The organism is Streptomyces sp. NPDC030183, assembly GCF_055573455.1.
Window position 1 is genome coordinate 16,449 of sequence record NZ_JBVIBK010000010.1, and the last position, 26,351, is coordinate 42,799.

Consider the following 26,351-nt stretch of genomic DNA (forward strand, 5'->3'; position numbering starts at 1 on the left):
GTCGGCGAGCGGGGTGGTCGGTGGGCTGGGTGGTCGCTGGGGACCTACCCGAATCCCGGCACGACCAGTACCACCCCCGCTCCACCACCGGCACCACCGGCACCACCGCCACCTCCCCGTGTCCGTCCGTCGCTACCCCTCCACCACGTCGGCCACCACGCAGCTGACGTTGTCCGGGCCGCCCGCCCCGTTCGCCTCGGCGACGAGGGTGTCCACGGCTGCCGCGGGGGTCCCGGACGCGGTCAGGATCCGTCGGATGTCCAGGTCGGCGACGACCGTGGAGAGGCCGTCGGAGCAGAGGAGGTAGCGGTCGCCGGGGTGGGCGTCCCGGAGGCGCACATCCGGGGCTGAGCCCTCCTCGCGGGCGGTCAACGCCCGCAGCAGCAGAGCCGGTTGCGGATGGGTCGCCGCCTCCTCGGGGGTCAGCCGGCCCTCGTCGACCAGGGACTGGACCACGGTGTGGTCATGGGTGATCCGGAACAGTTCGCCGCCGCGGAGCAGATACGCGCGCGAGTCACCGATGTGGACGAGGGCGAGCCGGGAGCCGGTCCAGAGCAGCGCGGTCAGGGTGGTGCCGTCGTCCTCGGTCGCGGCGCTCTCCCGTACGGCGTCCGTGGCGTCCCGTACCGCGTCCTCCAGCACGTTCAGCACGTCGCCCGCCGGGAAGGGCTCGCGCTCCAGGGGCTTCAGCGCCTCCACGGCGGCCGTGCTCACGGGCGCCCCGCCGGGGCCGAAGCCGTCGGCCACGGCGAGGAGGCGGGCGCCGGCGTACACGGTGTCCTGGTTGGCGGCGCGCACGCGTCCGGTGTCGGAGAGAGCGGCGTAACGGAGTTCCAGCACGGTGGTGTCCTTCCCCGGGGTGTCGGTGAGGTGGTCCACGAGGAACGCCGCCAGCTCGCGCCGGGCGGCCGTGTCGGCCTCGACGCCGGCCCAGTACGCCCGGATCTCCCGGGCGGCGGGGCCCGGCGGCAGCGCGCACACCGTACGGATACGGGCGAGCGGCATGCCCAGGCGGCGCAGCCACGCCACCAGTCGGGCCTGCTCCAACTGCCGTGCGGCGTAGTAGCGGTAGCCGGTGTCCGGGTCGACCCGGGCGGGGCGCAGGAGGTCCAACTCGTCGTAGAGCCGCAGCGCCTTGGGCGACAGCCGGCACGCCTTCGCGAACGCGCCGATCGTCAGCATGGCTCCGGATTCGACCACAACTCCCCCTTTGCGCGCGCCGGTTCGCCTTGTCCCGGCTGTTCCTCGTTCCGCTTTCGATGCTGGGGCTTCACCGAAGGTGAAGGTCAAGCGCCGGTTCGGCGTCGGGCCGATCATCCGTTATCGTTTCGTGATCGATCGGGCCTCATCCGATCACAACCTGATCACACTCTGAAGGAACATGACCGAGCGCAGAGCAACGCCTCCCCCTGACCGTCGTCGCCGCAGCGGTTCCGCGGAGCCCACCGGTCGCCGGGCCAAGGGCGGCGGGCGTCGCCGCAAGGCTCCCGCCCGCCTGGGCGAGGCCCGTGGGGACAGGGGCCGCCGGCGGAAGGGGCGGCCGGGGCGTGGGCGGCTGTGGGGCGGGCTGGGGGCGCTCACCGTCCTCGGTGCCGCCGGGTTCGCGGCCGTGGGCTGGGCGCCCGCCGACCGGGACGAGTCCGCCGGGGCCCGGTCCGCCGTCTCCGCCGAGCCCGAGCCGGAACGGTCCCGGCGTACGCCGGGCGGGGGTGCCGGGGCCGATGGCGAGCGCGGGTCGGTCCTCGCGCCCAGTACGTCCCCGAGCCGCTCGACCGGCGATTCGGCCGACGGCTCGACCGGCGGGTCGAGCGACGGGGGCAGTGACGGGTCGACCGGCGGTGGCTCCGGTTCCTCCGGTGGCTCGACCGGCCATTCCTCCGGCGGTTCCGGCGGACGCTCGGCCTCGCCCTCGCCGTCCGGGCGCGCCCTCCCCGAGTCCGGGCCCGGCACCTTCACCAAGGCCCCCGGCAGCGGCCCCGAGGTGGGCGACGGCAAGGTCCTGCGCTACCGCGTCGAGGTCGAGAAGGGGCTGTCCCTGTCCGCCGCCGACGTCGCCGAGGAGGTGGAGCGCATCCTGGCCGACCCGCGCGGTTGGACCGCGGACGGCGACTCCGCGTTCCAGCGGGTGTCCGGCGGCGCCACCGACTTCGTCGTGAAGGTCGCCACCCCGGGTACCGTCGACGACATCTGCGGCGCGTACGGCCTCGACACCCGCGGCGAGGTCAACTGCAACGTCGAGGACAACGTCATGGTCAACCTCAAACGGTGGGAACTGGCCACCCCCGTCTACGCCGACGACGTCACCGCCTACCGCGCCCTCATCATCAACCACGAGGTCGGCCACTTCCTCGGCCACGGCCACGTCGGCTGCCCCGGCCGGGGCAAGCCCGCCCCCGCGATGATGCAGCAGATCAAGGGCATGAAGGGCTGCGTCCCCAACGTCTGGCCCCACGACGCGAAGGGGCGGCCCATCACCGGGCCCCCCGTGCCGTGACGGTGGCCGGGCCGGCGGCTCCGGCCCGGTAGCCCCGGTTGTTAGCCTGCGCCGGAGACCGGATGCCCGAGCAGCCGTCCGCGCCGGGACGGATGGCCGAGCCCCGTACGAGAACGGAGTCCCCGTGGCCCGCACCGCCGCCCCCCGTATCGCCCTCGCCACCTACGACCCCGGCGCGCGGACCAGTGCCGACCGCGATCTGCCGGTGCTGGTGGGCGCGCTGCGGGACGCCGGGGCCGAGGCGGAGGCCCTGCACTGGGACGACCCCGACGCGGACTGGTCGGCCCACGACCTCGTCGTCATCCGGTCCACCTGGGACTACAGCTGGCGGGCGGCCGAGTTCGCCGCCTGGGTGGAGAAGTGCGGCAGGGTCACCCGGCTCGCCAACCCGGCCGACGTCGTGCGCTGGAACACCGACAAGCGGTACCTCGGCGACCTCGCGCACGCCGGGGTGCCCGTCGTCCCGACCGCCTATCTCGCGCCGGGCGCCCCCGTGGACCTGCCGGACGCGCACGAGTACGTCGTGAAGCCGACCTCCGGGGCCGGGGCCCGGTTCGCCGCCCGCTACGGGGCCGGGGCGGAGCAGCGTAAGACCGCCGTACGGCATGTCGAGCGGATGCACGCCGAGGGGCTCACCGCGATGGTGCAGCCGTTCGTGACCAGCATCGACACCGAGGGGGAGCGGGCGCTGCAGTTCTTCGGCGGCCGGCTGCTGCACGCCAGCCGCAAGGGCGCGGTGCTGTCGCCGGACACGGCGTACGACGCGGACAAGGTGGCCCACCCCGATCTGGAGCGCTGGACCCCGACGACGGACGAACTCTCCGTCGCCGAGCGGGCCTTGGCGGCGGTGCCGGGGCGACCGGAGCTGCTGTACGCGCGCGTGGACCTCGTCACCGGTGAGGACGGGCGGCCGTGCGTCATGGAGCTGGAACTCGTCGAGCCGAACCTGTTCCTGTGGCTGCACCCGGAGTCGGTGGCGCGGGTCGTCGAGGCGGTGCTGGCGGCCGCGGCGCGATAACGCCGTCGAGCACCGGCCCCTCCGAAGAGCTCAGGCCGCTCACCCGAAAGCCCCTCACCCGAAAGCCCCTCACCCCAAGGCCGCTCACCCGAACCGGCGGCAAATCCCGCTCCACGGTGGCTCGCCCGTGCCCGGCGGCTGGTCTTCGCGGTTACAACAGCCTGTACGGGAACCACAAGTGAGGGCGTGACCGGGGTCGTGGGCGGAACGGAGTCGCGGCGCACCTCCGGCTTCCCGGCGGAGCTGACGAGCTTCGTGGGGCGGCGGGAGGAGGCGGCGGAAGTCAGGAGGCTGCTGTCGGCGGGGAGACTGCTGACGCTGACGGGGCCCGGCGGGGTGGGCAAGACCCGGCTCGCCGGACATGTCGCGGAACAGGTCGCGCGAGCCTTCCCCGACGGCGTGTGGCTCGTGTCGCTGGCCGCGCTGCGGGACGAGGCGTTCGTCCCGCACGCGGTGAACGACGCCCTCGGAGTGCGCAGCGAGACCGTACGGCCGCCGCTGGACGTCCTCGTCGAGTATCTGCGCGACCGGCGGGCCCTGATCGTGCTCGACAACTGCGAGCACCTGCCGCGCAGTTGCGCCACTCTCGTCGGGACCGTGCTGGCGGCCACCGAGGGCGTACGGATCCTCGCCACCAGCAGGCACCGGCTCGGGGTCGCCGGGGAGCGGCTCTTCGAGGTGCCGCCGCTGCCCGCGCCGTCGGGGGACGAGCTGACCCCGGAGGCGGTCGAGACGTTCCCGGCGCTGCGGCTGTTCGCGGACCGTGCGGCGGCCGTGGTCCCCGGCTTCACCGTCGGCACGGCCAACCTGCGGGCCGTGGCCCGTCTCTGCCGGCGCCTCGACGGACTGCCGCTCGCCATCGAACTCGCGGCCGTCCGGGTCCGCGCCCTCGGGGTGGACCAGCTCGTCGAACGCCTCGACGACCGCTACCAGTTGCTCACCTGCGGCAGCCCCACCTCCGCGCCCCGCCACCGCACGCTGCGCTCCGCCGTCGACTGGAGCCACGAGCTGTGCACGCCCGCGGAACAGGTGGTGTGGGCGCGGCTGTCGGTGTTCGTCGGCGGCTTCGACCTGGCCGCCGCCGAGGCCGTCTGCGGCGGAGGCGGAACCAGCGGGGCCGACGTGCTCGACGCGGTCGCCGGACTCGTCGACAAGTCCGTGCTCGTCCGTGAGGAGCACGACGGCCGGGTGCGCTACCGGCTGCTGGTCTCCCTGCGCGACTACGGCCTGGAGAAGCTCAACGACCTGGGCGAGACGGTCGCCACCCGGCGGCGGCACCGCGACCACTTCGCCCGGCTGGGCGCCGCGTACGAGCGGGCCTGGTTCGGCCCCGACCAGGCCGGCATCACCGAACGCCTCCGCATCGACCAGGACGACTTCCGGGCCGCGCTGGACTTCTGCCTCACCACCCCCGGCGAGGCGCAGCACGGGCTGCGGCTCGCCTCCACCCTGTGGTTCCACTGGGTCGCGTACGGCAGCTGGGGTGAGGGCCGGCACTGGATGGACGGCGCGCTGCTGGCCGGGGCCCGGCCCGACGAGGCCCTGACCCGCGCCCTGTGGGCGGGCGCCCTCACCTCACTGGTCCACAGCCGCTCGGCCGCCGTCCTGGCCGGCCCCGGCCCCGCCCGGCCCGCGCCCGCCGACGACACCGAACTCCCGGTCCCCGCGCCGCCGCCCGTCACCCTCGGCCCCGGCCGGGCCCGGACCTCCAGCGCCTCCTTCGTCGTCCTCACCCGGATCGAGCTGGCCTGCACCCTGGTCAGCCGGGGCCGCGCCGCCGCGGCGATCCCGCTGTGCGCCGAGGCCGTCGCCCTGTGCGAGGCGCACGGCGAACAGTGGGCCCGCTCCTGGGCGTTGCGCACCCTCGCCCTCGCCCACTGGTCGGCCGGGGAACCGGAGCGGGCCGCCGGGCAGGCGCGCGCCTGCCTGCGGCTGCCGTACACCCGGCGCCAGCACCAGAGCCTCGCCCGGACCCTCGACCTGCTCGCCGCCGCCGAGGCCCTGGCGGGGCGGGCCGAGCGGGCCGCCGTGCTGCACGGCGCCGTCGACCGCATCTGGCACGCCATCGGCGGCGACCCCACGGCCGCCCAGCGGCCCGGCCGCCTGGGCGCCGCCGAACACCACGCCCGTGAGACCCTCGGCGACCACGCCTACGAACGCTCCCGCCGGCGCGGCGCCGCGCTGTCCCCGGAGGAGAGCGTCGCCTACGCCCTCGACGAGGCGGCGGAGGGGACGAACACAGCGAGCGTGCGTGAGGATCCCGCCCCGGCCGTGCGCGCGGGCCGCCCCGCACGCGGAGGCCGCCCCGCCCCGACCGTGCGCTCGGGCCCCGGTCCCGCCGCGGACGAGGGGCCCGCCCCGGGCTTACGCGACGCCCGGACCCCGGCCGGCAGCCGCGCCCCCGACACCGCCGCGACCACCGCGGCCCCCGCCGCTCCCGTGCCGCTCACCCGGCGGGAACTCCAGGTCGCGGCCCTCGTCGCCCAGGGCCGCACCAACAAGCAGATCGCCGACCACCTCGTCATCGCCCGCCGCACCGCCGAGGGCCATGTCGAACGGATCCTGGTCAAGCTGGGCTTCCGCAACCGCAGCCAGGTGGCGGCCTGGTTCAGCGCGCGGTCGTGGTCCTGAAGGGGCCTGCGGGTCCTGGAAAGGTTTGAAGGGGCCCTGAGGGTCCCACAGGGGCTGGCGGAAGGCTCACCCGGCCGCCTCTTCCTCCTCCTCGCCCTCCACCCTTACCACCAGTTGCGGCACCTCCGCCGCGCCCAGCTGCTCCAGCACCAGCGCGAGCAGCTCCCCGCAGCGCACGGTCACATCGCTGCCGGGCGGCAGGGACGCGGCGAGACTGATCAGCTGCCACGCGCAGTGCGCCTCCATGAAGCACAGGTCCCGCAGATCGAGGACGAAGTGACCGGGTGCCGAGTCGTCCCGGTGGTCCAGCGCCTCCCGCAGGGCCTCCATGAACTCCGGGCGCGTGCCCGGCTCCGCGGTACCGGCGGCCCGGCCGTCCTGCGGGGCGCCGGTGACCGGCGGCGCGTCGGCCGGCTCCCTGACCCGCACCGGGTGCACCTCCGCGACCCGGGCCGTCAGGTCGTCCCCGAACCGCCGCCGGTCGTACCAGCAGATCGCGGTGAACAACGGGTCCGCGAACAGCGGCGCCACCGACGCCTCGTAGTCCAGCAGCCGCTCCGGGCCGAGACGGACCCGGGGCGCCCAGCTCATGTCGGCGGTGACCCGCAGCCCCGACCAGCCCTCCGCGTAGGCCCGGTCGACCTCGGCGCGGTACGCGTCGATCGTGCGCTCCTTGTCGAAGCGGCCGTCGGGGACGTACATCTCCGTGTTCCGCCGCAGCACCAGCTGGCCGCTGTCCCGCGCCGCCACCGCCCGGCCGTCGCCCCCGTCGAGCAGCGTGACCACCTCGTCGTCCGTCAGGTCGTCCGGGTCCATCACCAGCAGCACCTTCTCCCGGCGCGCCAGACTGGTCCGCGTGTACGCCGTGAACACCTTCCACGGCGACTCCCCGGCCACGTCCGCCGTCCCCATGCACGCGTGATCCCCCAGCCGCAGCCCGTCGACGGACACGATGCGACGCTCCGGGGAACGTTCGGACGACATGGGGGCGCCTCCCTGGCGGTACGGGACTCTGCGCGGAGGTTAAGCCCTCCCGGGCCGCCGTTGAGGAGATGATCGCGACTGGCCGACTTGGGTCCGGCGGGGAGCGAATGAGGGACAAGGATGACCGGTCACGTCCGGCCCGAACCGGCGGCAGCGCCCTGCCCGGCATTCACGCGCTGCAACAACCCCCAGGTGAACTCGGCGACGACCTCCTGTCGCGTCCCCCGCGCGTCCGGCGCGACGAACGCCAGCCCCCACCGGGTCGGCGCCGAGCCCTCCAGCGGACGGACGGGGGCGAACGCGCGGGCCACCTCGTCGACCGTGCACGACCACGGCGTGAGGTCCTCCAGCGTGGCCGGTTCGGGGCCGGTGGCACCCGGCGCCCGCACGAGCCACTCGTTCCACACCGCCCCGTCCGGCCCGACCAGCACCTCGAACCGGAGGTCCGCCCACAGCGGCACCGGCCACAGCCGGGCCTCGCAGTCCAGGTCGCCGATGCGGCGCGGGACCACGGACTCCGGCGTGCCCAGGACGGACCGGTACCGGGCGGCGGCGCCCCGCGCCCGGGGCGAGCGGACCATCGCCTGCCACCGCTTGTTCGCCTCGCGCATCTCCGCGATCGACACCCCCAGCTCCCGCCGGGCCTCCTCGACGAGCCCGGGATTGTGGTCCGCCATCCGGCGCAGCAGGACGAGCTGGAAGTCGAGCGGGGTGAACGGGCCCGAGGGGCTACCGGGGCGCTTCGCGGAGGGCATGGGAGCCATGCTCCCGCACGGCCCGCTCACCCGGGCGGCGCCCGTCCGGGAGGAACAGCACCGAGTTGACGTAGCGCGGCCCCCCGAACGGCAGGACGCGGCGCAGCAGACCGTGGGACGCGACGTACGACGTCCGCGCCTGGTGGGCCTCCAGCACGGCCGGGTTCAGCCGGTGCCAGGTTGCGGCGGGCCGCACCCAGCCGGTGTAGCCGAGGCCGGTGAGGTGGTCGACGACCGGGGCGATCGGCTGGATACGGGACTCCAGCTCGATGAAGAGCGCCGGCCGGTCACGGGTGAGGATCCCGGAGGCGCCCCGCAGCACGGCGAGTTCGTTGCCGTCCACGTCGATCTTGACGAAGCCGACCTCGCTCAGCCCGAGCCCGTCGAGGGTGACGCACGGGACGTCGAGGGCACGGGCGTGGATGTCCCGGCGGACCAGGGACGACACGCCCCGCCCGCCGTCGTCGCCGGGCGGCAGCCACAGCCGGGCGGTGCCCGGCCGGTCGGAGGCGGCGGCCCGCACGACCCGGACGTTGCCGGGGGCGCCCGCGACGAGCAGCCGGGCCAGCCGGGGCACCGGCTCGACGGTCACCACCCGGGCGGCCCGTCTCGCGAGCCGGTGCGTCCACGGGCCGTACCAGCCGCCGACGTCGACGGCCGTACCGCAGCCGGGCGGGCACAGCTCGTCGAGCCGGGTCAGCTCGGGCTCGAACCGGGGGTAGACGAACCGGGCGGTCGCGGCGACCGCCCGGTCGGGCAGCAGCTGGGCGAGCCGGGCGGCGAGCGTGGTCATGAGGACATCCTCCTCAGCAGTGCCTCGTGTTCGTCCTCCGTGACCTGCTCACCCGAGGACGGCAGCAGTTGCGGGACGCCGTCGACGATCGGGTAACGGCGGTGCAGCCGCGGGTTGTAGAGCGACTCCGGTGCCCGCGTGGCCTCGTCCGGGCCCTCCTCGGGTGCCACCAGATGCAGCGGGCCCTTGTCGAGCGGGCACGCCAGGATCCGCAGCAACGGGTCGTCGGGATTCATGGCGGTGTCAACTCCTTGGCGGGGGAGGATGGTCGGGGCGCCGACGGCGGCGCGTCGTGCTTGGGCATGCTCAGCAGGACACCGACCGCCAGCACCGTGCCGGACAGCCGCAGCGCCAGCCGCAACGGATCGTCCGGCAGCGACTCGCCGAACGACAGCGTGCCGAGCACGGCCGTGAACAGGCAGGTCACCGTCGTGCACACCGGGACGATCAGCGACGCCCGGCAGCGCTGGAGCGCCGCCTGCGACATGACCAGGCCGAACGCGCCGGTGAACAGCAGGAGGTAGGGGTACGGGGAGCGCAGCACCCCGACCACCGCGTCCCCGATCCCGTCGGCGGCCAGCCGGCTCGACACGCCCTTGATGGCGAGGGAGCTGACGCCGTACAGCAGGCCCACGGCCACGCCGTACTCCACGCCCGTGGTCGGCAGCCGGTGCCGGTGCCGGGCGCGCCGCTCAGCGGACCGGTACAGCCACACACCCAGCGCCAGCGACGGCAGGCAGATGGTCAGGACCAGCGCGTACGGCGCGTCGCGGCTGACCGTGTCGGTGCCCGCGTCCAGCGACAGCACCACCATCAGCAGCGCGGCGAGGATGGCACCCAGCGCGTACCGCTCGCGGCCCGTCGTCTCCTCCCCGAGCAGCCGCGCCGACAGCAGCACCAGCAGCACGAGCCCGGAGACGAAGATGCCCTGGGCGGCGGCGATCGGCAGCGTCCGGTACACGGCGAGCTGCGCCGCGAACCCGGCGGCCAGCGACAGCGACCCCCCGATCCACAAGGGGCTGCCGAGGACCAGCCGCAGCAGTTTCAACGGCTGCCGCACCGACACCTGGGGCAGTGCGCCGAGCGCCCGCTTCTCCAGCACGAACCCGGTGCTGTACAGCGCGTTGGCCAGCAGGGCCGCGGCCACTCCCCACCACATGGTCAGGCCCCCCGGGCCGACGGCTTGCGCGCGTGCAGGAGCAGGATCGACGCGGCCGACGGGGCCGCGCACACCAACCGGTCCAGCGGGCGCATCGGACGCGGTACGCCGTGGAAGGGGGCGCCCCGCAGCCGTACGACGTCGAAGCCGGAGGCGGCCACGAACTCCCGGAGCGCGCGGGCCGTGTAGAGCCGCAGATGGCCGACCACCTCGGTGCCCGGGCGGCCGTGGATCCCGCGCAGGCTGACCTCGGAGAACACCGGCTGGACGCCCGCGAGCAGCAGGGCCCGGTTGTACCAGGCGGCGAGGTTCGGGGTGGAGAGCATCAGATGGCCGCCGGGGCGCAGCACACGGCGGATCTCGTCGAGCGCCGCGTCCGGGTCGACCAGGTGCTCGATCACCTCGCTGAACAGCACGGCGTCCGCGGACTCGGACCGGAACGGCAGCCCGCCGTCGGTGAGTTCGCCGCGGACGGCGTACGGCAGCCGGGTGCGCGCGCGGCGGAGGGCGTCCTGCGACCAGTCGACGCCGATGAGGCGGTGGCCGGACAGCAGGGGCGCGGCGGTGGCGGCGGCGGTGCCGTCGCCGCAGCCGATGTCGAGGATGGTGCGGGCCCCGTGGGCGGCGGCCGGACCGAGCGCGTCGGCCAGCATGCGGGCCTGCCGGAGGCTGCGGGGGCCGCCCGAGGCGACGGGGACGTCCGGGTCCTCGTAGAAGTCCCGCAGACCGGGGCGGCGCGCGGGGGACGTCCTCGGGTTCGTGGACATCAGCGGGTGTCCTCTTCCGTCGCGTGCAGATAGCGCTCGAAGAGGTCGCGGAGGTGGGTGCCGTCGCCGTGGCCGAGCAGGGTGCGCGACCAGCGCAGCGCCAGGTGGAGGCGGCCGGCCGTGGAGGCGGTCGTGACGGTGAGGCCGCGGGGCACACGGGCGGGCGCCGAGAACCACACCGCGTGGGCGCGGCCGGCCCCCTCGCCGAAGTCCAGGGGGTAGGGGATGCGGCCGATGTTGCTGAGCAGGGTGGTCGACGTCCACGGCGCGGCCACCCGCCGCAGGCCCCGGGTGAGGGCGGCGCGCCAGGAGACGGGGACCACCGGGGCGGTCAGCAGTGCGGCGCCGTGCCCCAGTTGGGGCCGGGCGAGCGACTTCAGGGCCCGCGTGCGGTCGGCCGTGCGGCGCAGGAGGACGGCGGCAGGGGTGCGGCTCTGGTCCAGGTCCTCGGGGGAGAAGGGGACTTCCACGAGGCGGGTGCCGTTGCCGATGGGCATGCCGGTGTCCCGGGGCCGGTCGTCGACGGGCATGGTGATGCGGAAGGGGCGTGCAGGGGCGCCGTGTTCCCGGTTCCAGTGGGCGAGCATCAGGGCCGTGGTGACCATCAGCTGGTCGTTCACGGTGTACGGGGCCGACCTGGGGCGGCGCGGGACGGGCAGCTCGGTGACGAGCAGACCGTTGCCCGGGGAGGCTTCGGGCGTGCCGGGTGCGACGCGCGCGGGCGGGGCCCAGTTGGCGGGGGTCTCCAGATCGGCGGGGGTCAGGGCGGGGGTGGCGGGGCGGACGGGGGGCGCGGTGGGCGCGTTGTCCTCACCGCCGTACAGCTCCGCCGCGGTGGCGAGGACGCGGAGGCAGGCGGGGCCGTCCAGAGCGGTGTGGTTGACGGTGAGGCAGAGGACGGTGCCCTCGCGGTCCGGACGCGCGGGGGTGGGGGAGACCGCGCCGGCGGGTGCCGTGATCACCTCCAGGCGGATCGGTGGCGAGAGGGACAGGGGCGGGGCCTGGGTGAGGGACCTCGTGCGGGCGTCGCGCAGGGCCTCCGGGCCCGGTGGCGGGAAGGTCACCACCTCCACGTCCGGCTCCCGCGTCAGCTCCCACTCGTAGCGGCGGCTGTACCAGTGCGCCGGGGCCTCGCGCATCAGGATGCGGGGGTGCCGGTGGAGGGCCTCGGTGAACGCCGTGCGCAGGCGGCCGGGGTCGAGGCGGCCGGGGAGGTGGACCTCGATGTGGACGGTCTCGGGTTCCTCCTCCTGGAGGCAGTGGCGGGAGACCTCGTCGACGACCGGGAACGGGATGCGGACGGGGCCCCCGTCGGCGTCGTCACGGGCCGGACGGTCCAGCGCGGTCATGTCCGCTCACCCCTTCCCGCGACACCGTCAAGGTCGTCCACGGCCCGCGAGGCGTCCACACCCCTGGAGCCCCTGGAGCCCCCGGAGCCGCCCGTACCGCCCCCGCCGTCCCTCGGTTCGGCGGCCCCCCGCTCCGGTTTGGTGAGGGGGATGCGGCGGGTCGGTGTGTCCGGTTCCTGGTACGGCACCCCGGGGCCGCGCGCGGAGATCGTCTGGCCGGCGGCAGGGCCGGTGGTCCGGGCCCGCCGCGGCAACCGCTCCGTCGGCTCCTCCGCACCCGGCGGCACCTGGAACTCCCGGGTGGAGCCGGGCCGGTCCGGGGACGGCTCCCCCCGGCTCCCCACGCTCACCAGCGCCGCGAACAGCCCCAGCAGGGCGAGCAGTTGGGCGACGGGCCCGAAGGCGCCCCGGTCCGCCGCAACCGGTTCGCCCGCCCCGGTCGCCGCCGCGATCCCGGCCCCGGCGAGCGCGAGGAAGGCGATCGGCACCAGCAGGGCGTGCCGCTTCCGGGCGAGCAGTGCCAGCAGCGGGACGAGGAGCGCGAGGAAGCCCGCGATCACGAAGCCGACGAGGGTGAGGGCGACCAGCCCGAGCCACAGCCCGGGACCCGGCGGTGCCGGCTGCGGCGCGTCCGGGTTGGGCTCCCGGCGCCGCCACAGGGCCAGCCCGACGAGGGCCGCGAGAGCCACCCCGGCGCCGATCAGCCCGGCCTCGTACGTCACGGACGGCTCGTACGACAGCGTGACCGCGCCGCCCGCCCCGCCGGGGATCCGCCAGCCCTGCTGCCAGCCGTCGAGCCGCACCGGTGTCAGCTCGCGGCCGTTCAGGGTGGCCTTCCAGCCGTCGTTGTGGTTCTCGTACGTGGTGAGGTAGGAGGCCGCGCCGTCGCCGACGGTCACCTCGCGGCGGTCGCCCAGCCAGTCCCGTACGCGCAGGTCGCGTCCGGTGGCGGCGGGGGCGGTGACCGTGCCCCGGGTGAGCGTGACCTCGGTGACGGCGAGGGCGCCCGAGTCGTCGGAGTCGACGGTGTGGCGCTCGTCGGGACCCAGCTCCAACGCCGGGTCGGCCCGGTCGTTCTGGCACAGGGTCAGCTCGACCGGGCGGCGCTCGGTGAGGTCCCGTACGGTCCCCTTCGCGCTGGTCTCGTACCGCTTGCCGTCGATCTCCACGACCGGGCCCTCGCCGCACGGCAGGTCGACGTCGCGGGTCGGGGCGGGCTGCGGGGTGCGGTACGGGTCGAGCGCGGGGACGTACGCCTCGGTCAGGCCGACCGGGAGGCGCAGATCGTCGTCGGCGACGGGGTTGTGGACCGTCAGCCGGGCCGTCCCGGTGACGGTGATGTCGAGGCGGTCGGTGGTGATGGGCTCGAAGCGGACCCAGCCGTTCTTGTCGACACCCGCGATCACCGCGCCGTCCGGCGAGCTGATCGCGACCTCGGTCGCCCGGGTCGACAGGCCGCCCGCCGGGGCCAGCACCAGCGAGCCGATGGGCTGCTTGCCCTCCCAGCGCAGATGGATCGTGGGGTCGTCGCCCGCGATCCACGCGGTGGTCAGGTCCCCGTCGGTCAGATTGCGCGGCGACAGCCCGGCCCCGAGGGAGGCGGTGGAGTCGGCGGTCGCCGTGATCCGGTTGTCCTGCTCCGGGGCCACTTCGTACAGCAGCTTGTCCAGCTCCTCGCCCGGCACGGGCACGGCGCTCGCCCTCACCTGGTACGTCCCGGCCGTGGTCGTGCCGAAGACGCGGTGCAGCCCCGGTTCGGTGCCCGTGGGGGAGAGCCCGGTGGGGTCGGCGGGGCGGCGCAGCGAGACCACCTCGGCGGGGGCGCCCGTGCTGTCGGGGCCCTGGGCGTCCGTGGGCAGCCGCAGGGTACGGGTGACCCGGACGCCGGGGAGGTCGATCTCGGAGAAGCCCGCGCCGACCAGCCCGGCGTGCCGGCGCGCCGAGTCCAGGATCGTGACCTTCAGCCACTTCGTCTCACCCGGGCGGGCGTCGACGGTCTGGGTGGAGCCGTCGGCCTGGAGGTTCGTGGACCGCGAGCCGCGCTCGGTCTCCACCTTGATCCGGGTGGGCGCCGACCGCACCCCGTTCTGGGGCAGCGGGGTGACCTCGAACGTCGACGGGATGTCCCGGGGGCCGTCGAAGTCGATCCGCAGCCACTGTCCGTTCGCCGAGCCGGCCGCACCCTCCGCCCAGGCCGTCGCCGGGTCGCCGTCGAAGGCGTTCACCGGGTCGAACCGGGGCAGGTGGAACAGCCAGTTGCCGGACGTCGACGCGGTGACGGACTTCGCGCCGCGCAGCTGTGCCACCGTCTGATGGGCGAGTCCCTTCAGGGGGAGGATCTGCCGCGGTTTCCCGCCCGCGTCCTGCACGCTCCCGCTCGGGTTCCGTTCGTCCGCCGTGTAGGTGTACGACGTGTTGGCGTTGACCAGGCCGAAGCGGGTGTCCGCGCGCCGCATCCCGTCGCCGACCACCTGCACGGCCGGGGTGCCGAGACCGGGATGGTTGTCACCGGTCAGCACGGCCGCGCGGTCCCGCGTCGACGGGTCGGCGGCCAGCGGCAGCAGCGACTCCGGGCCGCCGGACACGACGGCGGTGTCCGCGATCGCCTTCAGCCCGGCCTGCCCGGGGCGGGGCACGTCCTCGGCGGGCCGGTAGATCTCCACGGCCCGCTGCCGCGCGTACAACCCCTCCACCTGCAACGGGGTGTTCTCGGCGATCACCCCGCCGGTCATCACCGGCCCCAGCCCCTTCACCCGCTCGTACCCGGACTGCTCCAGCGTCCGCTTCACGGTGGCGGTGGGCACGGAGCCGATCTGGTCGGGGTCCAGGTCGTTGCGGACGACGACGTAGTACAGGCCCGCCCGGCTCAAGTAGTCGGCCAGACCCGGCACTTCGGCGCCCGTGAGCAGCGCCTGCTCGACGGCGTCCATCGCGCGCCGGTTGCCGGGCGTGCCGAAGGGGACGTAGTCCCGCTGCGCCCAGCGGGACCCGGCGAGCACGTCCAGCGGCTGGTCGATGGTGGAGCCCCAGGTGTGGATGCCGTGCGCGGTGGCGGGTACGACCAGGGCCCGGGAGTCCGGCGAGTACTTCTCCAGCCAGTCGGCCGTGGCCCGCCAGTACTTGGGCAGCTCCTGGAACGAACCGGGTTGCAGCACCGACCCGTTGAGGTACGGCCACAGCAGCCCCGGCAGTACGACCACGGCCGCGACCAGCGGCGCGAACCGGCGCCCCCGCACCCGCCGGGCCCCCCGCTCCCGCGCGGCCACGCCCACGAGATGGGCCAGCCCGAGGACCAGGGCGAGCGCCAGGCCCGTCTGGAACTTGTAGATGTTCCGGAAGGGCACGAGGGCCCCGTTCAGCAGGTCCTGGACCACCCCGTGGAAGGGCGCCCCGAACGACCCCGCGTACCCGGCGAGGGTGACCAGCGCGACCGTCAGCACGGTCAGCACCAACCACCGCCGCTCGGGCATGTCCCGCCGGGCCAGCCCGGCCAGGCCCAGCCCCGCCGCGAGCGCCGACGACAGGATCACCAGCACGGACGCGGCCACGGACCAGCCGGCCGGCAGCCACGCCTCACCGAAGTGCAGATAGCCCACCCAGTTCCCGGCGCCCCTGAGCGCCTCGGTGGCGGACATGGTGGCCGTCGTGGTCTGCGAGGTCTCCACATAGGGCAGGAAGTTCTCCCCGTAGAAGCCGAGGAGCAGCAGCGGGACCACCCACCACAGGGTCGCCAGGACCACCCCCGGCACCCACCAGACGATCAGTCTCCGTCGCCGCGGCCCCGGCGGCCGGCTGAGCAGGTACAGGCCCACGGGCAGCAGCGAGGCGAGGGTGGAGGCGGCGTTGACCCCGCCCATGAAGGGGATGAACAGCGCCGACCGCAGCGCGGCCACCCGCGCGCTGTACTTCTCGTCGGTCAGCGGCAGCAGCACCCACGGCAGGAACGCCCCCGGCAGCGCCGCCGCCGACGTCGACCCGACGACGGTGGTGAACACCGGCCACAGCGCGTACGCGGCGGCCGCCACCAGCCTCGACGCCGGGCTCCCGATCCTCAGCCGCTCGGCCAGCCGCAGCGCGCCCCAGAAGGCCACCGACACGATCAGCGACATCCACAGCCGCTCCGCGAGCCACACGGGCAGCCCGACCAGATCACTGACCCCGTAGTAGGGCAGCATCGGCCACACGTAGCCGACGTACTGGTCCTGGATCCCGCCGAACCCGCCCCTGTCGTGCCACAGCTGCCCCAGGTCGGACAGGAACTGCCAGGGGTCGGTGGTCACCCCGAGCTTGGTGTCGAAGGTCTGCCGCCCCGGCCGCGCGAGGACCAGCAGGACGAACACCACGGCCCAGAACCCCAGGAGCCAGCGGCGCGACCGACGCCCCTCGGGAGGCCGCCCCGTCGTGCCCGCCGGCCGCACCGGCGCGGGAGGTGGAGCCTGGACCGTGCTCGTCATGGTGGACACCGCCGGAGGATGAGAAGGAGGTTCCAGGTGGCGAACTCGCGCAGCCCCGGCGCCTTCACGACGGTCTCCGCGAGGAACGGCCAGTAGCGGGAGCGCGCCGACACGACCGTCACGTCGTCCCGCGCGCGCACCTGCCGCAGGGTGCGTCCGATGTGCACGGCGAAGAGGTTCTCGCCGAGCGTGTGCTTGGCGTCCTTCCCGGTACGGCGCCGATAGCGGGCCCGCGCCCGCTCCGCCCCCAGGTAGTGCCAGGGCGCCCACTCGTGACCGCCCCACGGGGACAGCCAGTTGGTGAACGACACATAGATCAGCCCGTCGGGCCGGGTCACCCGCACCAGCTCGCTGAGGAACGTCGGCGGATCGGCCACGTGCTCCAGCACGTTGGAGGAGAACGTGACGTCCGCGACCCCGTCGGCCAGGGGCAGCAGGTACCCGTCGGCGACCACGGCCCCGTCGGGCGGCTTGGCGCCCAGCTCGGCGGGGTCCGGCTCGAAGAGGTAGGCGTGGGCACCGCGCCGCCGGAACTCCTCGGTGAAGTACCCGCTGCCCCCGCCGACGTCGACGACGGTCCGGCCCGCCACCTCCCCGCCGTACGCCTCGACCTGGTCGACGGCGTCCCGGGCGAGCAGCGCGTAGCAGGACGCGGGGTCGTCCTGCTCCCGCATGAAGGCCCGGAAGAGGGCGAGGGACCGCCGCAGGGACGGATCCTTCAGGGCACCGGGTCGCGCGTTCAAGAGCCCCAACCCCGCACCGCCTCCGCGGCCACCGCCCGGAACTGCCGCACCGTGTGCCCCCACCGGTAGTGCGCCGCCCGCTCCCGCGCCGCCTTCCCCATCCGCGAACGCCGGTCCGCCGACAGCGCGAGCGCGCACCAGGCCGCGGCGAACGACGACTCGCCCCGGGCCAGCACCCCGGTCTCCCCGTCCACGACGGAGTCCCGCAGCCCCGGCACGTCGAAGGCGACCGACGGCGTCTGCCGCACCGCGGCCTCGGTGACGACGAGCCCCCACCCCTCCATGGCGGACGGGTGCAGCAGCAGCCAGGCCGCGCACAGCAGCCGGTGCTTCTCGGCCTCGGGGACATGCCCGGCGAACTCGACGCCCGGCCCGGCCATCGCCTCCAGCCGCTGCCGCTCCGGCCCGTCGCCGACGATGACCAGACGCCCGCCGGTGACCGGCCTGACCCGCTCCCACAGCCGCAGCAGCAGATCGATCCGCTTGTACTCGACCAGCCGTCCGACGGCCACGAACAGCGGCTCGGGCGACCGTTCGGCGCGCGGCCCCGGTTCCTCGACGCCGTTGTGGACGACCCGGATCCGTTCGCCGTCCACACCGATCGCGCGCAGCGCCGTCGCCGTGGACGAGGAGACGGCGACCACCAGGTTGCCGCGCTGCGCGCCGGTCAGCGCCCAGTGTTCGAGGCTTCTGCCGAGCCGGGCCACGGGCGCCAGCGCCCCGCCGAACCGCATCTGCCACACATCGGTGTGCACATGGTTGACCAGGCACAGTGTCGGCCCGCGGTGCCACAGCGGCGTCAGGTACGGCATGCCGTTGCACACCTCGACGAGCAGGTCGCAGTCCCCGACCTGGCGGGCGAGGGTGCGTCTGGCCCGGAAGTGATGGCTCAGGTCGCCACCGGCGGACACGACCCGGTAGTCGCGCAGGGCCGCCGGCCCCCCGCAGAGCAGGGTGACCTGGTGGCCGAGTCCGGTCAGGCCCTCGGCGAGCCGGTGGACGAGGAGCTCGGAGCCCCCCGCCGCCGGATTACCGAGGTCACGGCGGGCGAGGAAAACGATCCGGCGTGGCGGTGGGGCGCCCGCCGGGGCGTGCCGGACGCCGCGCGGGAACGCGTCGACCAGCGAGAACGGCACGTGCTGGGGCATGGGTGCTCCAACTCGTCTCGGGGTGCGGAACTCAGCGGGGGAGGAGGAGGTTCGCTGCGAGGGTTGTTCCGGTGGGGGGTGGGGGTGGGGGTGGGGGTGGGGGTGGGGGTGCGTGGGGATGTGGGGGGACGGTCCGGGTCGGGGAGGGGTCCGGTCGTGCTGGGCGGGAGCGAGGTCGGAAACGGGGTACGGGTGTGCTGTGCTCGGGTGGGGTGGATAGTTTTCGCCGAGAGTTTCGAAGCTGCTACTCACCGGCGTGACAATTTCCGGGGTTTATTGAACTGACGCCCTGTCACATCGTGATCGGATCCTGGGGCGACTCGGACGTATCGGGACGCCGCCTGCCGCGCATGACCAAAACGGCCCCCGTCACGGCGAGGACGAACCCCACCACACCGGCACCGACCGGCAGCGTCCGCCCCACCAGACGCAGTAGTCCGCTGTCCCGCTCCGCCTGCTCGACCGCGAACTCCTGCGTCTTCGCGGTGAACGCCAGCTTCCGGCTGTCGAGCAGCACCACCGCGTCCTCCGTCCCGCCCGGCGCCCGCAGGGTCCGGCGCGGCCCGGTCCGCGCGTACAGGACACGGCCGGTGGCCTGGTCGACGACGAGTTCGAGCCCGTGGTTGGCGTACCACTCCTCGGCCGGCACCTGCGGCCGGGCCGGCTCGCCGACGAGGGCGCCGGGGACCATCCGCGTGCCGGTCCGGGTGGCCGGAACCTTCGCCGTGAAGCGCAGCCCCTCGTAGCCCCGGATCTTCTTGCGGCCCTCGTAGCGGAGTGTGACCGTCGCGCCGAGCGTGTTGTCCCACCAGCGGTAGGAGCGCTCCTGGACGTCGAAGGGGAACTTCAGGTACGCCTCGCCCTCGATGTACGGCTTCTCCTGGCAGCAGTGCACCGGCCGGTTGGTCCTGCGGTCGCTGACCCAGCGGTGCGGGGTGAAGTCCAGCGCGTCGTGCGGGTCGGCGGCCGGCAGCGACCTGTCCGTGTCGACGCTGGTGATCACGTCCCACACGGCCGCCCCGCTGCGTTCGCTTTCGGCCACATTGCCCCGTACCCGCTGGGTCACGGTGATCTTCTGGTCCGGCACGGTCCGCACCTGCTCCACGTCGAAGACGCTGCCCGTGCCGGTGTAGACGGCGGTCGTGTCGATGTCGATCGGGTTCACCGCGGCCCGTGGTTCCACGTACCAGGCCAGCAGGGGCGCGAGGACCAGCAAAAAGGTGCCGAGGCCCAGCAGGACCAGGGACAGGGGTGAGGCGGTACGGCGCATCCGGGCACTCCAGGGGCGTTGGAAGGTGCGACTCGGGCAGGGGGTGTTCTGGAAGTCCAGTGCGGTGCCCGCGGTGTCCGGTGCGTGACTTCCAGAACACCCCTAGGCGTCTCGGAAGGGGCGACGCCAAGGGGGAAGGTGCGCGTGACGTATGGGCCGGGAACCGTAGGCGGAGTCTTGACGCAGTGTCAATGCATTGCTGACACTGGGCCGGAGCCGTCGTCCGCCACGGACGACCGGCCGAGGGGCCGTCAGCACGCCCCGGCGAGGTGGGCGAGGTCCGGGGCCGTCAGGAGGTCCCGGGGTGCGGGGTGCCCTGGGTGGGGCCGACCTTTCGACCGAGAGGCTGACCCTGCGATGCCGCACGCCGAGACCACGCACCAGACGCCGCCGGGCCCGCCCTCCGGGTGGACGGCGGGACTTCCGCGCCGCGCGCTGGCCGCCGCGCTCACCATGGTGGCCGCCGCCGCGCTCGCCGTGGGCGCCGCGTTCGGCGTCGTCGCGCTGCTGGAGGCGACCCCGGACCAGCCGAACACCCCGCTCATCACCTACGAGAACGCCGGTCAGGAGCGCTGAGGCGTGACCGGGCGCCCGGGAACCGTCTCAGTCCGCTCCGCCTGGCACGACGTACCTCGTGACCAGGTGCGGGAGTTCGCCGCGATCGCCATGGCCGAGGCGCCCGCCCTCGCCGAGGAGATCCTGGGCGAGATCCGCCGCGAGTACCCCCATCTGCCGGTCGTCCTCGACGACTCCGGCGAGCCGATGGCGCTCATCGGCATCCGCCGCGCCATCGAGGTCTTCGTCCAGCACCTCCAGACGGCGGAGGGCCGCCCGCGGGTGCCTCCCGGCGTGTTCCAGGAGTTCGGCCGGGGCGAGGGTCTGCACGGCCGCAGCCTGGACTCCCTCCAGGCGATCTACCGCCTCGGCGTGCGCCTCGCCTGGCGCCGCTTCGCCGAGATCGGCCAGCGCGTGGAGATCCCGCCGCCCGCGATGTACGAGCTGGTCGACGCCGGATACGAGTACCTCGACGGGCTGGTGGACCAGTCGGTGCGCGGCTACGCGGAGGCGGCGGCCCGGCAGGCCGGCGAACGGCTCAGGCTCCAGCGGCGCCTCATGGAGCTGCTCCTCGTCGAGCACCACCGGGGCGACCCCGCGGACGCGCTCACCGAACGCGCCGCCCGGATCGGCTGGCCCCTGCCCGAGAAGGTCGCCGTCGGCGTCCTGCTGCGGCCCGCCCGCGAGGCCATGGCCCCGGCCGTGGGCCAGGGCGTCCTGCTCGACATGGAGTACGAGCAGCCCCGCATGGTCGTGCCCGAACCGGACGCCGCCGGGCGCCCCGAACTCCTCCACCGGGCCCTCACCGGATGGTCCGGCGCGATCGGGCCGCCGGTGCCGCTCGCGGAGGCGGCGAAGTCACTGCGCTGGGCGGAGGCCGCGGTGCGCCTCATGGAACGGCGGCTGCTGCCCGCCGGGGAGGTGCTGCACTGCACCGAGCACACCGAGGCCCTGGTCCTCCTCCAGCCGGAGGAACTCATCGACGACCTGGCGTTACGGTGCCTGGCGCCCCTCGCCCACTGCGGCCCCACCCACGGGCGCCGCCTCGCCGAGACCCTCCTGGCCTGGCTGGAGACCCGGGGCGGCGCCCCCGAGGTCGCCACCCGGCTCGGCGTCCACCCCCAGACCGTCCGCTACCGCCTCCGCCAGATCCGGGAACTGTGGGGCGACGAGATCGACGACCCCGACCGCCGCTTCGAACTGGAGCTGGTCCTCAGGGCGCAACGGCTCCGGGGTGAGCTGGGCGACCCGCGCGGCCGACGCTGACGGAGCGCGCCAGACGCTGAGACCCCCGCCCGGCTGTGGCCGACCCCGCCCGGCTGTGGCCGAGGGCCCTGCCCGACTGCGGCCGGCCCCGCCCGGCTGTGGCCGAGGGCCCGGCCCGGCTGTGGCCGACGGCCCCGCCCGGCTGCGGATGACCCGCGCCAGGGCGTCCCTGCCTGTCCCCTTCGTGTGGAAAGGCCCTGCCCTGCCGTACATCCCGGGAAACGCCGGGTGTTCTCGGCCATTGCCCGCCCGCACGGCGTTGATTAGCCTGTGTTCGTCATGCCGATCGACTGTTGAAATTTCGAACACAGCCGCTACAGAGAACGAAGAGACAAGGGAGGGGGCCGACCGTGGGACGCCTAGTACCTGCCGTGACCCGGGCGCTCGACATATTGGAGCTCTTCCTGGACGGGGACGGAACACTCTCCGCCCCCGACATCGTGCGCAAGCTCCAGCTGCCGCGCACCACCGTGCACGAGCTGGTGACCACGCTCGCCGCCCGTGGCTACATCGTGTCCGTCCAGGGCCAGCCCGGACGCTACCGCCTCGGGGTCCGTCCGTACCAGCTCGGCAGCCGTTACGCCGAGCAGCTGGACCTGGCCGCCGAGGGCCAGCAGGTCGCCCGTTCCGTCGCCGAGACCTGCGACGAGACGGTGCACGTGGCGATCCTGGAGTACACGGACGTCATCTACATCGCCAAGGTCGACTCCACGCACGCCGTCCGGATGGTCTCGGCCGCGGGCCGCCGCCTCCCGGCGCACTGCACCTCCGTCGGCAAGATGCTCCTCGCCTCCCTTCCCGAGGCCGAGCTGAACGCCCGGATCCCGGACGACGCCGACCTGGTCGCCATGACGCCCAACAGCATCACCGACCCGGCCGCGCTGCGCGAGACCCTGGCCCGGATCCGTGAGCGGGGTCTCGCCGTGGAGAACCGCGAGTCCAACCCGGACGTCTCCTGCGTGGCCGCCCCGGTCCGCGACCGCACCGGCAAGGTCGTCGCCGCGATCTCCATCTCGGTTCCCATGATCCGCTGGAGCGAGGACCGCCGCGGCGAGCTGGAGCAGCTGGCCGCCAAGGGCGCCGCGGATCTGTCCGAGCGCCTCGGGTACCGGAGCGTGGCATGAGCACGTACGACATCGCCGTACGCGAGTACGCCACCCTCGGCGAGGGTCCCACCTGGGACGCCGACGCCCAGCGGCTGATCTGGATCGACATCCTCCGCTCCCGGGTCTACACCTTCGACCCGGTCTCCGGGCGCCGCACCATCCTGGTCACCGAGCAGCACGTCGGCGCGGCCAAGCCCCGCGCCGGCGGCGGCCTCGTCCTGAACCTGCGGGACGGCGTAGGGCTGCGCGACACCGACGGCGGCTTCCGCTGGCTGCACCACGAGCCGGTCCCCGACCGCCGCGCCAACGACGCCGCGGTGGCCCCCGACGGCTCCCTCTTCGCCGGCACCATGCGCTACGACGAGGCCCCGGGCGGCGGCACCCTCGCCCGGTTCACCGCCGACGGCCTCGCGCAGCCCGTCCTCGACGACGTCGCCGTCAGCAACGGCATCGGCTGGAGCCCGGACGGGCGGCTGATGTACTACATCGACTCGCCGACCCGGCGCATCGACGTCTTCGACTACGTGGAGACCGACGGCGTCCGGCTTCCCGTCGACCGGCGGCCGTTCGTCACCATCGAGGAGGGCGACGGCTTCCCCGACGGTCTCACCGTCGACGCCGAGGGCTGTGTCTGGGTCGCCCTGTGGGAGGGCGGCGCCGTCCGCCGCTACACCCCGTCCGGCGAACTGGACCGGGTCGTGCACCTGCCCACGCCCCGGCCCACGGCCTGCGCGTTCGGCGGCGCCGACCTGACCGACCTGTACATCACCACGGCCCGCGTCGGCACCGACAACCCGCATCCGCTGTCGGGTTCGCTGCTGGTGGTGCCGGGCGCGGGCAAGGGCCTCGCTCAACCCGCCTTCGCGGGCTGAGCGCCCCGGCGACCGACTTCGCCGACGGCCCGCCGACCCACCTGTACCCCGGTGGGCCGGCGGGCCGTCACTCGTGCGCGGACACGCTGTTCTCCGCGGCGGAGGCCGCGGGGCCGGTCGGGCCGGTCGGGTCCGCGGGGGCGGTGGGGCCGGTCGCGCCGGCCGGGCGGGTCGCGAGGGTGCGGACCGCGTCGAGCTCCGCGGGGCGGCGCAGCGCCCAGGAGACCGCGTCGATGTCCTGGAGGAGCTCGGTGAGGTCGGAGGAGACGGTGAACTCGGGGTAGACCGGGTGGTCCGGGGCGGCCGTGATACCGGGGAAGATCAGCGGCCCGGAGGCCAGGGACACCGCCGGCGGCCCGGGATCGGGCGACGCCTTCCGCGCGGCCACCGCCTGCTGGATCGTCACCGCGGCGGCCAGCGCCCGCGCCCGGCCCGGAGCGTGGCCGAGGGCGAGGGCCCCGGCGTAGGCGCGGCGGCGCAGATCGTCGTCGACGTGGCGGGCGAGCTGGAGCAGGGCGTCGCGGATGAAGGTCTCGCGGCGGGTGAGGCGCAGCTCCGCCGTGGCGCGCAGCGCGAAGGGCACACCGGAGTCGTTGACGGTCCGCGTCAGCAGGTACAGCGGCCGCAGCCGCCAGTGGCCCACCCGCACCCGCCAGCGCTCGTGCAGATACTGGCCGCCGTGCGGCAGGATGAAGCCGACCGCGATGAAGATCGCCGCCACGGCCACCACCGGCGGCGCCACATGGGTGCTCAGCCAGTCCAGGTCGTGCCCCGTCCAGCGGGCGACCAGCGCCGTGAGCTTCGAGGCGTCGTACACCAGGTTGAGCGCGTAGCCGATCCCGAGCGCCTTCAGACCGCCGCGCAGCCACAGGTCCAGGCCGGCGGTGCGGACCCAGCTGCGGATCAGATGGCAGGTGATCAGACAGGCCGCGGTGTGCGCGGCGAGATAGAGGAGGATTTCCTCGCGCATGAAGGGCGTGGTGGCGTAGTACGTGTCGAGGTCGCGCAGCCGTTCCCGGGGGACGTCCGCCAGCGCGAACAGCACCCACAGGACGACGATCACCGCCGCGTACACGGTGACGACCCAGCGCGTGGCGCGGCGGGTGGTCGCGGAGCGGTCGGGCGGGCCGTGGCGCCAGGTGACGATCAGCAGCAGACAGGCCGCGCAGTACGCGGTGATCAGGGAGTACACCCAGGGCGCGGCGATGTTCGGCACGCCCACGACCCGGTTGGTCCAGGCGATGACCGACGGCACCGCGAACAGGAACACGCTGCACGCGAGCAGCAGCAGCCCGCCGACCGCCCGCAGCAGCGGGTCCTTCCACAGCTTCACGATGCTGGGCAGCTTGATCACCAGCGCGGCGGTCAGGACGGCCGTGGGGATCCAGAACGAGATGTACAGCCCGCCGAAGAAGTCGGCGGGGCTCATGGCGCCGGTCGTCGTCGCGGCCACGGCGGCCCCCCTCATCCGCGCCGCCCGCGATAGCCGAGGGACGCCTGGATGGCCTGCCGCACCGGGTCCGCGTCCGCCCGGCCGGCCGGCCCGTCGGGGGAGGGGGCGCCGGGAGCCGGGCCGCCCTGCCGCGGGCGGCCGGGAGCGGGACCGACGGGGTCGTCCTGCCCGGTGTCCACCCAGGGGCGGAGAACGGTGGCGAGCCGGTGGCCGAAGTCCTCGGCCTCCTGCTCGGCCGAGGCGTGGGAGCCGTTGCGGGCGGCGACCGTGAGGGCGGACCCGAGCCAGCCCGACCCACCGGGTCCCCCCGGCCCGCCCGGTCCGCCGGGTCCCCCCGGTCCGCCCGGTCCGCCGGGTCCCCCCGGTCCGCCCGGCCCGTCCGGTCCGCCCCTTCCAGCGGGCGGCGAGGGCGCGGCGGCGTCCGTGCCCGGCACCCGGTGATGGCTGTGCCCCACATACAGATGCCACAACTCATGTCCCAGGATCACCAGTTGCTGCACCGGGGCGGCCCGCTCCTCGACGATCACCAGGTCGAAGTCGGGGAACTCCATCCACAGTCCCGTCACCTCGATCTCGTCCGGGAACCGCTCGAACCGCAGCTCCACCGGCCGCCCGCCGCGCCGCGCGCTCATCTCCGCGCACAGCGCCGCCCCCAGCTCCCGTACGCCCACCGGGCCGTCCAGCCGCGCCCGGACGGCCTTGGCGAGCCCGGCGGTCAGCCTGCGCCGCTCGGCGGCGGGCCGGGCGGGCAGCAAGGCGGCCCGCACCCGGCCGAGGACGCCCGTCGGCGCGGGGGCGGCCCCGGTCGACCCGCGCGGCCGTGCGCCGCCCGGTTCACGACGGCTCATGTGCCGGGCTCCTCCTCGTCGACGCCGAGCAACCCTTCGAGCATCACCGCGAGGGCCTCCTGCTTGCGGCGGGTCAGAGTCATCCGCCCGCCGCGCAGCGCGAGGGTGACGACTCCGTGCCGGGTGGAGAACTCGACGAGCGGCCCCTCGTCCCCGCCCCCCTCCAGGCCCTCGGTGCCCTCCATGCCCTCCAGCACCCGGCGCAGTTCCCGGTCCAGGACGGCGGCGGCCGGGTCGGTGAAGAACCGGACGCCCTCCTCGACCCCGAAGAACGCGGCCAGTTCGGTGAGGTCCGGGACGTTCGGCATCTTCTTGCCGAGCAGCAGCTGCCGGGCCCACTCCGGGCTGATCGACAGCCGCTCGGCGACCTCCTTGCACACGTCGACGGTGCGTTTGCCGCTGCGCGCGAGGTGCGCGGTGTGCAGCGCCCGCACCCGTCCGCGCACCCGGTCGTCGATCCGGTCGCCCGGTGGTTCGCCCCCGTCGATCAGGGTCCGCACCACGTCCTCGCCGAGCGCGGTGCGCTCCGAGAGGGCGGGCACATCGAGGAACCGCCCCCGATCGGTGCCGGTCCGGGCGGCCAGGGCGTCGAGGCGGGCGAGGGTCCGGGGCAGCGGTACGGGGAGGTCGGGCACGGCCAGACCCTACGTGCCCGATGGGGCGAACACCACGGAAATCCAACGATC

At 74.6% G+C, this 26,351-nt stretch carries 22 protein-coding genes; 7 read left to right on the top strand and 15 right to left on the bottom strand.

Annotation, left to right across the window (positions count from 1 at the left end; genetic code table 11):
* Window positions 1-132 precede the first annotated feature (132 nt).
* On the bottom strand, window positions 133-1,182 hold the full coding sequence (locus ACZ4Z2_RS13850) for a MerR family transcriptional regulator (protein ID WP_468075956.1): 1,050 nt from the start codon (window positions 1,180-1,182) through the stop codon (window positions 133-135).
* Window positions 1,183-1,381: 199 nt separating this feature from the next.
* Between ACZ4Z2_RS13850 and ACZ4Z2_RS13855 the strand changes: the two genes are divergently transcribed.
* The 3 genes from ACZ4Z2_RS13855 to ACZ4Z2_RS13865 all read left to right on the top strand — a co-directional run bounded on the left by ACZ4Z2_RS13855 (window position 1,382) and on the right by ACZ4Z2_RS13865 (window position 6,143).
* Complete coding sequence (locus tag ACZ4Z2_RS13855; RefSeq protein WP_468075536.1) at window positions 1,382-2,494, top strand: DUF3152 domain-containing protein; 1,113 nt, start codon at window positions 1,382-1,384, stop codon at window positions 2,492-2,494.
* A 124-nt stretch (window positions 2,495-2,618) separates the two neighbouring features.
* The gene (locus tag ACZ4Z2_RS13860; protein ID WP_468075538.1) at window positions 2,619-3,512 is read left to right on the top strand and encodes an ATP-grasp domain-containing protein; all 894 of its coding nucleotides are present in this window, start codon (window positions 2,619-2,621) and stop codon (window positions 3,510-3,512) included.
* A gap of 186 nt (window positions 3,513-3,698) precedes the next feature.
* The gene (locus ACZ4Z2_RS13865) at window positions 3,699-6,143 is read left to right on the top strand and encodes an ATP-binding protein (protein ID WP_468075540.1); all 2,445 of its coding nucleotides are present in this window, start codon (window positions 3,699-3,701) and stop codon (window positions 6,141-6,143) included.
* 66 nt (window positions 6,144-6,209) lie between these two features.
* Here the strand turns inward: ACZ4Z2_RS13865 and ACZ4Z2_RS13870 are convergent, their stop codons facing one another.
* From ACZ4Z2_RS13870 to pgfA, 11 genes are all read right to left on the bottom strand, one after another.
* Window positions 6,210-7,127 (bottom strand): MEDS domain-containing protein, encoded by a 918-nt coding sequence (locus tag ACZ4Z2_RS13870; protein WP_468075542.1) that lies wholly within the window; start codon window positions 7,125-7,127, stop codon window positions 6,210-6,212.
* Between the two features lie 128 nt (window positions 7,128-7,255).
* Entirely contained in the window at window positions 7,256-7,882 is a 627-nt protein-coding gene (locus ACZ4Z2_RS13875; RefSeq protein ID WP_468075544.1) for a hypothetical protein, read from the bottom strand.
* Window positions 7,857-8,675 carry an FkbM family methyltransferase gene (locus tag ACZ4Z2_RS13880; RefSeq protein WP_468075546.1) on the bottom strand — a complete coding sequence of 273 codons (819 nt, stop codon included), beginning with the start codon at window positions 8,673-8,675 and terminating at the stop codon, window positions 7,857-7,859. Before ACZ4Z2_RS13880 ends, ACZ4Z2_RS13875 begins: the two co-directional genes overlap by 26 nt.
* A complete protein-coding gene (locus ACZ4Z2_RS13885; RefSeq protein WP_468075548.1) occupies window positions 8,672-8,911 on the bottom strand; it encodes a Trm112 family protein in 240 nt (79 codons plus the stop codon). The genes ACZ4Z2_RS13880 and ACZ4Z2_RS13885 overlap by 4 nt, the downstream gene beginning before the upstream one ends.
* Window positions 8,908-9,834: a hypothetical protein gene (locus ACZ4Z2_RS13890; protein WP_468075550.1), complete on the bottom strand. Its 927-nt coding sequence runs from the start codon at window positions 9,832-9,834 to the stop codon at window positions 8,908-8,910. Before ACZ4Z2_RS13890 ends, ACZ4Z2_RS13885 begins: the two co-directional genes overlap by 4 nt.
* Window positions 9,835-9,836: 2 nt before the next feature.
* Window positions 9,837-10,601: a class I SAM-dependent methyltransferase gene (locus ACZ4Z2_RS13895; RefSeq protein WP_468075552.1), complete on the bottom strand. Its 765-nt coding sequence runs from the start codon at window positions 10,599-10,601 to the stop codon at window positions 9,837-9,839.
* Window positions 10,601-11,950 carry a condensation protein gene (locus ACZ4Z2_RS13900; protein ID WP_468075554.1) on the bottom strand — a complete coding sequence of 450 codons (1,350 nt, stop codon included), beginning with the start codon at window positions 11,948-11,950 and terminating at the stop codon, window positions 10,601-10,603. The genes ACZ4Z2_RS13895 and ACZ4Z2_RS13900 overlap by 1 nt, the downstream gene beginning before the upstream one ends.
* Entirely contained in the window at window positions 11,947-16,404 is a 4,458-nt protein-coding gene (locus ACZ4Z2_RS13905) for an alpha-(1->3)-arabinofuranosyltransferase domain-containing protein (protein WP_468075958.1), read from the bottom strand. Before ACZ4Z2_RS13905 ends, ACZ4Z2_RS13900 begins: the two co-directional genes overlap by 4 nt.
* Complete coding sequence (locus tag ACZ4Z2_RS13910; RefSeq protein ID WP_468075960.1) at window positions 16,401-17,078, bottom strand: class I SAM-dependent methyltransferase; 678 nt, start codon at window positions 17,076-17,078, stop codon at window positions 16,401-16,403. The genes ACZ4Z2_RS13905 and ACZ4Z2_RS13910 overlap by 4 nt, the downstream gene beginning before the upstream one ends.
* Window positions 17,079-17,143: 65 nt before the next feature.
* Window positions 17,144-18,295 (bottom strand): glycosyltransferase family 4 protein, encoded by a 1,152-nt coding sequence (locus tag ACZ4Z2_RS13915; RefSeq protein WP_468075556.1) that lies wholly within the window; start codon window positions 18,293-18,295, stop codon window positions 17,144-17,146.
* Between the two features lie 292 nt (window positions 18,296-18,587).
* Window positions 18,588-19,565: a cell envelope lipid trafficking protein PgfA gene (pgfA, locus tag ACZ4Z2_RS13920; protein WP_468075558.1), complete on the bottom strand. Its 978-nt coding sequence runs from the start codon at window positions 19,563-19,565 to the stop codon at window positions 18,588-18,590.
* A gap of 357 nt (window positions 19,566-19,922) precedes the next feature.
* On the opposite strand from pgfA, the gene ACZ4Z2_RS13925 reads away from it, so the two are divergent.
* The 4 genes from ACZ4Z2_RS13925 to ACZ4Z2_RS13940 all read left to right on the top strand — a co-directional run bounded on the left by ACZ4Z2_RS13925 (window position 19,923) and on the right by ACZ4Z2_RS13940 (window position 23,364).
* On the top strand, window positions 19,923-20,141 hold the full coding sequence (locus tag ACZ4Z2_RS13925) for a hypothetical protein (protein WP_468075988.1): 219 nt from the start codon (window positions 19,923-19,925) through the stop codon (window positions 20,139-20,141).
* Window positions 20,142-20,144: 3 nt separating this feature from the next.
* On the top strand, window positions 20,145-21,386 hold the full coding sequence (locus ACZ4Z2_RS13930; RefSeq protein ID WP_468075560.1) for a PucR-like N-terminal domain-containing protein: 1,242 nt from the start codon (window positions 20,145-20,147) through the stop codon (window positions 21,384-21,386).
* A 350-nt stretch (window positions 21,387-21,736) separates the two neighbouring features.
* On the top strand, window positions 21,737-22,510 hold the full coding sequence (locus tag ACZ4Z2_RS13935) for an IclR family transcriptional regulator (protein WP_468075562.1): 774 nt from the start codon (window positions 21,737-21,739) through the stop codon (window positions 22,508-22,510).
* On the top strand, window positions 22,507-23,364 hold the full coding sequence (locus tag ACZ4Z2_RS13940; RefSeq protein WP_468075564.1) for an SMP-30/gluconolactonase/LRE family protein: 858 nt from the start codon (window positions 22,507-22,509) through the stop codon (window positions 23,362-23,364). Before ACZ4Z2_RS13935 ends, ACZ4Z2_RS13940 begins: the two co-directional genes overlap by 4 nt.
* A 67-nt stretch (window positions 23,365-23,431) precedes the next feature.
* Here the strand turns inward: ACZ4Z2_RS13940 and ACZ4Z2_RS13945 are convergent, their stop codons facing one another.
* From ACZ4Z2_RS13945 to ACZ4Z2_RS13955, 3 genes are read right to left on the bottom strand one after another with little or no spacing between them, the layout of a single operon-like run.
* A complete protein-coding gene (locus tag ACZ4Z2_RS13945) occupies window positions 23,432-24,832 on the bottom strand; it encodes an MAB_1171c family putative transporter (protein ID WP_468075566.1) in 1,401 nt (466 codons plus the stop codon).
* Entirely contained in the window at window positions 24,829-25,665 is an 837-nt protein-coding gene (locus ACZ4Z2_RS13950) for a toxin-antitoxin system, toxin component (RefSeq protein WP_468075568.1), read from the bottom strand. The genes ACZ4Z2_RS13945 and ACZ4Z2_RS13950 overlap by 4 nt, the downstream gene beginning before the upstream one ends.
* Window positions 25,662-26,300, bottom strand: a complete 639-nt coding sequence (locus ACZ4Z2_RS13955; protein ID WP_468075570.1) for a transcriptional regulator — start codon at window positions 26,298-26,300, stop codon at window positions 25,662-25,664. Before ACZ4Z2_RS13955 ends, ACZ4Z2_RS13950 begins: the two co-directional genes overlap by 4 nt.
* Between the last annotated feature and the right edge of the window lie 51 nt (window positions 26,301-26,351).

Excerpts from the sequence above, each read along its gene's own strand:
- ACZ4Z2_RS13850 (WP_468075956.1), bottom strand. The coding sequence starts at position 1,182 with ATGCTGACGATCGGCGCGTTCGCGAAGGCGTGCCGGCTGTCGCCCAAG.
- ACZ4Z2_RS13855 (WP_468075536.1), top strand. The coding sequence starts at position 1,382 with ATGACCGAGCGCAGAGCAACGCCTCCCCCTGACCGTCGTCGCCGCAGC.
- ACZ4Z2_RS13870 (WP_468075542.1), bottom strand. The coding sequence starts at position 7,127 with ATGTCGTCCGAACGTTCCCCGGAGCGTCGCATCGTGTCCGTCGACGGG.
- ACZ4Z2_RS13875 (WP_468075544.1), bottom strand. The coding sequence starts at position 7,882 with ATGCCCTCCGCGAAGCGCCCCGGTAGCCCCTCGGGCCCGTTCACCCCG.
- ACZ4Z2_RS13880 (WP_468075546.1), bottom strand. The coding sequence starts at position 8,675 with ATGACCACGCTCGCCGCCCGGCTCGCCCAGCTGCTGCCCGACCGGGCG.
- ACZ4Z2_RS13885 (WP_468075548.1), bottom strand. The coding sequence starts at position 8,911 with ATGAATCCCGACGACCCGTTGCTGCGGATCCTGGCGTGCCCGCTCGAC.
- ACZ4Z2_RS13890 (WP_468075550.1), bottom strand. The coding sequence starts at position 9,834 with ATGTGGTGGGGAGTGGCCGCGGCCCTGCTGGCCAACGCGCTGTACAGC.
- ACZ4Z2_RS13895 (WP_468075552.1), bottom strand. The coding sequence starts at position 10,601 with ATGTCCACGAACCCGAGGACGTCCCCCGCGCGCCGCCCCGGTCTGCGG.
- ACZ4Z2_RS13900 (WP_468075554.1), bottom strand. The coding sequence starts at position 11,950 with ATGACCGCGCTGGACCGTCCGGCCCGTGACGACGCCGACGGGGGCCCC.
- ACZ4Z2_RS13905 (WP_468075958.1), bottom strand. The coding sequence starts at position 16,404 with ATGACGAGCACGGTCCAGGCTCCACCTCCCGCGCCGGTGCGGCCGGCG.
- ACZ4Z2_RS13910 (WP_468075960.1), bottom strand. The coding sequence starts at position 17,078 with ATGCGGGAGCAGGACGACCCCGCGTCCTGCTACGCGCTGCTCGCCCGG.
- ACZ4Z2_RS13915 (WP_468075556.1), bottom strand. The coding sequence starts at position 18,295 with ATGCCCCAGCACGTGCCGTTCTCGCTGGTCGACGCGTTCCCGCGCGGC.
- pgfA (WP_468075558.1), bottom strand. The coding sequence starts at position 19,565 with ATGCGCCGTACCGCCTCACCCCTGTCCCTGGTCCTGCTGGGCCTCGGC.
- ACZ4Z2_RS13925 (WP_468075988.1), top strand. The coding sequence starts at position 19,923 with ATGCCGCACGCCGAGACCACGCACCAGACGCCGCCGGGCCCGCCCTCC.
- ACZ4Z2_RS13940 (WP_468075564.1), top strand. The coding sequence starts at position 22,507 with ATGAGCACGTACGACATCGCCGTACGCGAGTACGCCACCCTCGGCGAG.
- ACZ4Z2_RS13945 (WP_468075566.1), bottom strand. The coding sequence starts at position 24,832 with ATGAGGGGGGCCGCCGTGGCCGCGACGACGACCGGCGCCATGAGCCCC.
- ACZ4Z2_RS13950 (WP_468075568.1), bottom strand. The coding sequence starts at position 25,665 with ATGAGCCGTCGTGAACCGGGCGGCGCACGGCCGCGCGGGTCGACCGGG.